At 50.6% G+C, this 3,598-nt stretch carries 4 protein-coding genes and 1 pseudogene; 2 read left to right on the forward strand and 3 right to left on the reverse strand.

The features are described from left to right. Positions 1-267: pseudogene (locus ACUU1M_RS19295) on the forward strand (serine-type D-Ala-D-Ala carboxypeptidase); the annotation flags it as partial. A gap of 46 nt (positions 268-313) precedes the next feature. Here the strand turns inward: ACUU1M_RS19295 and deoR are convergent. Further along, on the reverse strand, positions 314-1,072 hold the full coding sequence (deoR, locus tag ACUU1M_RS19300; RefSeq protein ID WP_000450113.1) for a DNA-binding transcriptional repressor DeoR: 759 nt from the start codon (positions 1,070-1,072) through the stop codon (positions 314-316). Between the two features lie 57 nt (positions 1,073-1,129). After that, positions 1,130-1,726 (reverse strand): undecaprenyl-diphosphate phosphatase, encoded by a 597-nt coding sequence (gene ybjG, locus ACUU1M_RS19305; RefSeq protein WP_001612704.1) that lies wholly within the window; start codon positions 1,724-1,726, stop codon positions 1,130-1,132. A 284-nt stretch (positions 1,727-2,010) separates the two neighbouring features. Between ybjG and mdfA the strand changes: the two genes are divergently transcribed. Beyond that, complete coding sequence (gene mdfA, locus ACUU1M_RS19310) at positions 2,011-3,237, forward strand: multidrug efflux MFS transporter MdfA (protein WP_001180102.1); 1,227 nt, start codon at positions 2,011-2,013, stop codon at positions 3,235-3,237. A gap of 40 nt (positions 3,238-3,277) precedes the next feature. Here mdfA and ACUU1M_RS19315 read toward each other — a convergent pair whose 3' ends face one another. Then, positions 3,278-3,523 (reverse strand): hypothetical protein, encoded by a 246-nt coding sequence (locus ACUU1M_RS19315; protein ID WP_001336211.1) that lies wholly within the window; start codon positions 3,521-3,523, stop codon positions 3,278-3,280. Between the last annotated feature and the right edge of the window lie 75 nt (positions 3,524-3,598).

The following is a 3,598-nucleotide window of genomic DNA, read 5'->3' on the forward strand; positions in this document are numbered from 1 at the left end:
CTATTGCCAGTACACCTCACCGTGACCATACCGCGTGGGCAGCTGAAAAACCTGAAGGCGAGCTACACGTTAACGGAACCGCAGCTTACCGCACCGCTGAAAAAAGGTCAGGTTGTCGGGACCATTGATTTCCAGCTTAACGGTAAATCCATTGAGCAGCGTCCGCTGATCGTGATGGAAAATGTGGAAGAGGGCGGATTCTTTGGTCGGATGTGGGATTTCGTGATGATGAAATTCCATCAGTGGTTCGGCAGCTGGTTCTCTTAATCTTCTGATAACCGGATGGCGCGAAACGTCATCCGGTTATACGTCATTAATACATCAACTTAATACGGTGCGTCTGCGCGTACTTCACATACTCATCTTCCGGGCAACAATCACTCACCACAATATCAAAGCGTTTCAGGTCACCCATGCGCGCCGGACGCACCTTGCCAAATTTACTGTGGTCGACAACCAGCACATGCTTTTGCGCCATCGACATGGCCCAGTGTTTTACCGGCAACTCTTCAAGATTAAAACAGGTAGCGCCTTTACTGACATGCACGCCCGCCGCGGAATAAAAAGCGATATCCGGGCAAAAATTATTCAACGTTTGCTGAAAATCGATGGGTTTGAAAATGGCGTTGCTGGCGTGAAATTCACCACCGCACAGAAATGCGCGGCAATGGGGTTTCTCTTTCAGCGCCAGAAAGGTATTTAGCGAATAACAAACGGCGGTAAAAGGGATTTCATTATCAATCGCTTCAATAATCCACGGCGTGGTGGTGCCACAGTCAAAAAAGAGGGTCTGATCGGGTTCTACCAGTGTCGCAGCCAGTTTTGCCGCCCGGCGTTTTTCTTCCACCAGGCGGGATTTTTGATCGCTTAACAGGTAATGGTTGGCACTGCGCGGTTCCAGAACAATATAGCCGCCGAGCAAAACGACGGGCGCACTGTGGTTGTTCAGATCGCGACGAATCGTCATCTCCGAAACCCCAAGCAGGGCGGCGGCGTCTTTAAGATGTAACTTATCGCTGCGTTTTAATTCTTGCAGCAGCTGCCCGATACGCTCTTCGCGACGTGTTTCCATAATCCCTCTGAATAGTTATTGAAGCGAGCCGCTCAATACTACACTTTTTAGCAGAGATCAGTCACGCACCCAGCCTTTGCGGATCGGTAATGCAAAACAGACGCGATACCACGATTGCAGACGTTGATAGAGTTTATGCCCCATCGCTTGCCAGATAATCTGGGCACTAAGGCAGCCAATCATACCTGCCAGCAATCCACCGAGCATATCCAGCGGCCAGTGGACGCCAAGATAAACGCGCGACCAGGCAATGACGACGGCCAGCACCATTAAAAGTGAGCCGGACCACAGGCGATGCCAGCATAAAAATGCCAGTGCAAAGGTGAAAATCACCGTACCGTGATCGCTCGGGAATGAGTCATCCGCCGCATGATGCAGGAAGTTATAGCCGATATTTTCGACAAAGGGTCGGTCGTGCGGAAAAAGATGTCCCATCGTCCAGGACACAAACAGGCTGACCGCCAGCGCGATAGCGATTTTTATCACCAGTTGCCGTTGTGCTGTAAGCCCCCACAACCAAAGTACCGCGGCCAGCAACGGCACCACGGTAATCAAATCTTTAGCAATAAAAATCGCCAACGAGATCATCCACGGAGCCGAGTCTGGCGTCGCGTTAATAAGAGAGAATAGAGAGAGATTCAAATTTTCCAGCATAACTTCCCGACGCAAAGTGATTAAAAGGGAGCCAATACAGGCAAGTCGTTGAGAATAAAGTGCAGGTTAAACTGGGTAAAGCGGCATCGTCTTATTTCCCTCAAGCGGCCTGTTTACGGTGGGTGATTGTAACGGGCATAGGTTAAATAAAACTTAAAGAAAGCGTAGCTATACTCGCAATAATGTAAGAATGTGCTTAACCGTGGTTTCAGCTACAAAATTCGCTTTCTCGTTAGCTGCGCTTTTATTAAACTCTGCGCGATTATTATTGGCGAAGAAATTGCATGCAAAATAAATTAGCTTCCGGTGCCAGGCTTGGACGTCAGGCGTCACTTTTCCCTCTCTGTCTGGTGCTTTACGAATTTTCAACCTATATCGGCAACGATATGATCCAACCCGGTATGTTGGCCGTGGTGGAACAATATCAGGCGGGCATTGATTGGGTTCCTACTTCGATGACCGCGTATCTGGCGGGCGGGATGTTTTTACAATGGCTCCTGGGGCCGCTGTCGGATCGTATTGGTCGCCGTCCGGTGATGCTGGCGGGTGTGGTGTGGTTTATCGTCACCTGTCTGGCAATATTACTGGCGCAAAACATTGAACAATTCACCCTGTTGCGCTTCTTGCAGGGCATAAGCCTCTGTTTCATTGGCGCTGTGGGATACGCCGCAATTCAGGAATCCTTCGAAGAGGCGGTTTGTATCAAGATCACCGCGCTGATGGCGAACGTGGCGCTGATTGCTCCGCTACTTGGTCCGCTGGTGGGCGCGGCGTGGATCCATGTGCTGCCTTGGGAGGGGATGTTTGTTTTGTTTGCCGCATTGGCAGCGATCTCCTTTTTCGGTCTGCAACGAGCTATGCCTGAAACCGCCACGCGTATAGGCGAGAAACTGTCACTGAAAGAACTCGGTCGTGACTATAAGCTGGTGCTGAAGAACGGCCGCTTTGTGGCGGGGGCGCTGGGATTCGTTAGCCTGCCATTGCTGGCGTGGATCGCCCAGTCGCCGATTATCATCATTACCGGGGAGCAGTTGAGCAGCTATGAATATGGCTTGCTGCAAGTGCCTATTTTCGGGGCGTTAATTGCGGGTAACTTGCTGTTAGCGCGTCTGACCTCGCGCCGCACCGTACGTTCGCTGATTATTATGGGCGGCTGGCCGATTATGATTGGTCTGTTGGTCGCTGCTGCGGCAACGGTTATCTCATCGCACGCGTATTTATGGATGACCGCCGGGTTAAGTATTTATGCTTTCGGTATTGGTCTGGCGAATGCGGGACTGGTGCGATTAACCCTGTTTGCCAGCGATATGAGTAAAGGTACGGTTTCTGCGGCGATGGGAATGCTGCAAATGCTGATCTTTACCGTTGGTATTGAAATCAGCAAACATGCCTGGCTGAACGTGGGCAACGGACTGTTTAATCTCTTCAACCTTGTCAACGGAATTTTGTGGCTGTCGCTGATGGTTATCTTTTTAAAAGATAAACAGATGGGAAATTCTCACGAAGGGTAAAAAAATGCCTGATTGATTTGTGCGATCAGGCATTCTCGAATTAATGGTGATGGTCGTCAATCTGGTGTTCGATAACCATCCCTTCACCTACGCTGGCAAGATGGCGAACATAAGGATGCGGGCGGTAAGCCGGAGCTGGCGCAGGAGCCACATAGACGGTTTGCGGCACAGTCGCGACGCTGACCGCTTGTGGAACGCTGACTGAATCAGGAACCACAACCACTTTGTATCCACTCGGCACATCGACGGTGACACTTTGCGCCATCGCCACACCAGTAAAGCCCATTAAAAGCGCGCCCAACAGTAGTAATGCCGATCAGTTAAGGATCAGTTGACCGATCCAGTGGCTGTGTAAGAATCC

This window comes from Shigella sp. SIG6 (assembly GCF_053555815.1).

What these genes read in the sequence shown, in the direction of transcription:
- deoR (WP_000450113.1), bottom strand. Translation starts at nt 1,072, where the DNA reads ATGGAAACACGTCGCGAAGAGCGTATCGGGCAGCTGCTGCAAGAATTA.
- ybjG (WP_001612704.1), bottom strand. Translation starts at nt 1,726, where the DNA reads ATGCTGGAAAATTTGAATCTCTCTCTATTCTCTCTTATTAACGCGACG.
- mdfA (WP_001180102.1), top strand. Translation starts at nt 2,011, where the DNA reads ATGCAAAATAAATTAGCTTCCGGTGCCAGGCTTGGACGTCAGGCGTCA.
- ACUU1M_RS19315 (WP_001336211.1), bottom strand. Translation starts at nt 3,523, where the DNA reads ATGGGCTTTACTGGTGTGGCGATGGCGCAAAGTGTCACCGTCGATGTG.